The sequence below is a fragment of the Streptomyces sp. NPDC058335 genome, from assembly GCF_042723915.1.
GTDB lineage: Bacteria > Actinomycetota > Actinomycetes > Streptomycetales > Streptomycetaceae > Streptomyces.
In genome coordinates this window covers 1-1890 of the sequence record NZ_JBHXHX010000048.1, presented here as the reverse complement: position 1 = coordinate 1890, position 1890 = coordinate 1, and the positions used below count along the sequence as shown (strand labels likewise).

Here is a 1890-nt window from a genome sequence, read left to right as displayed (position 1 = left end):
TGGAGCGGTTGTCGGATGCGCGGCGGTTGGGGCATGAGGTGTTGGCGGTGGTGCGGGGGAGTGCGGTGAATCAGGACGGGGCGTCGAATGGGTTGACGGCGCCGAGTGGTCCTGCGCAGGAGCGGGTGATTCGTGCTGCGTTGGGTGCGGCGGGGTTGTCGGTGTCGGATGTGGATGTGGTGGAGGGGCATGGGACGGGGACGTCGTTGGGTGATCCGATCGAGGCGCAGGCGTTGTTGGCGACGTATGGGCAGGGGCGTGTGGGTGGGCCTTTGTGGTTGGGGTCGTTGAAGTCGAATATCGGGCATACGCAGGCGGCTGCGGGCGTGTCGGGTGTTATCAAGATGGTGATGGCGATGCGTCATGGGGTGTTGCCGCGGACGTTGCATGTGGATGTGCCGTCGCCGGTGGTGGATTGGGCTTCGGGTGCGGTGGAGTTGTTGGTGGAGGAGCGGGAGTGGCCGGGTGTGGGGCGGCCGCGGCGGGCTGGTGTGTCGTCGTTCGGGGTGAGTGGGACGAATGCGCATGTGATTGTGGAGCAGGCGCCGGATGTGGTCGAGGAGGATGTGGCCGGCGTTGTGGGTGTTCCGGGTGTGGGGATTCCGTTGGTGGTTTCGGGGAAGTCGGATGCGGCTTTGTCGGGTCAGGCGGGGCGGTTGGTGGGTGTGTTGGGTTCTGGTGTGGATGTGGGGGGTGTGGCGGCGGGTCTGGTGTTGTCGCGGGGGGTTTTTGATTGTCGGGGTGTGGTGTGGGGGGAGGGTGTTGAGGGGTTGTTGTCGGGTGTGGGTGTGCTGGCTGGTGGGGGTTCGGGTGGTGGTGTGGTGCGGGGGAGTGTTGTTCCTGGTGAGGTGGGGTTTTTGTTTAGTGGGCAGGGTTCTCAGTGGGTGGGTATGGGGCGTGGGTTGTATGAGGCGTTTCCGGTTTTTGCGGCGGCGTTCGATGAGGTGTGTGGGTGTTTTGGTGAGGGGTTGTCGGGTGTGTTGAGGGGGGTTGTTTTTGAGGGTGTGGAGGGGGTGTTGGGGCGGACGGAGTTTACGCAGCCGGCGTTGTTCGCGGTGGAGGTTGCGTTGTTCCGGTTGGTGGAGTCGTGGGGTGTGCGGCCGGGTTTTGTGGCGGGTCATTCGGTGGGTGAGGTGGCGGCTGCGTGTGTGGCGGGGGTGTTGTCGTTGGGTGATGCGTGTCGGTTGGTGGAGGCGCGGGGTCGGTTGATGGGTGGGTTGCCGGTGGGTGGGGTGATGGTGGCGGTGGAGGCGTCTGAGGAGGAGGTTGTGGCTCGTGTGGAGGGTGTGGAGGGGGTGGGGGTTGCGGCGGTGAACGGGCCGCGGTCGGTGGTGGTGTCGGGTGCGGAGGGTGTGGTGGAGGAGGTGGTGGCGTTTTTCCGTGGGGTGGGGCGCAGGGTGAAGCGGTTGGAGGTGTCGCATGCGTTTCATTCGCCGTTGATGGAGCCGATGGTGGAGGAGTTTCGGGGGGTGGTGTCGGGGCTGGAGTTCGGGGAGCCGTCGGTGGGTGTGGTGTCGATGGTGTCGGGGCGGGTGGTGCAGGGGGGTGAGTGGTCGGATCCGGAGTACTGGGTGCGGCATGTGGGTGAGCCGGTGCGGTTCGCTGACGGGGTCGAGGCGTTGGCGGGGGCGGGGGTGTCGGTGTTCGTGGAGGTGGGTCCGGGTGCTGTGCTGACCGCGTTGGGCCGGGGTGTGGGGGTGGAGGGTGAGTTCGTTGCGTTGATGCGGGCGGGGCGTTCGGAGGTGGCGGCGTTCGTGGAGGGGGTGTCGCGGGCGTTCGTGGCGGGTGCGGAGGTGGACTGGGCGGCGGTGCTCGGTGTGACGGGGCGCAAGGCACGGGCCGGTGGGCTGCCGACGTATGCCTTCCAACGCGAGCGCTACTGGCTGGAGA

General features: G+C 66.7%; 1 protein-coding gene. It reads left to right on the top strand.

The annotated features are described in order from the left end of the window. Positions 1 to 65: 65 nt before the first annotated feature. On the top strand, positions 66 to 1890 hold a 1825-nt coding region (locus ACFWJX_RS40620; RefSeq protein WP_383252149.1), incomplete at its 3' end, for a type I polyketide synthase.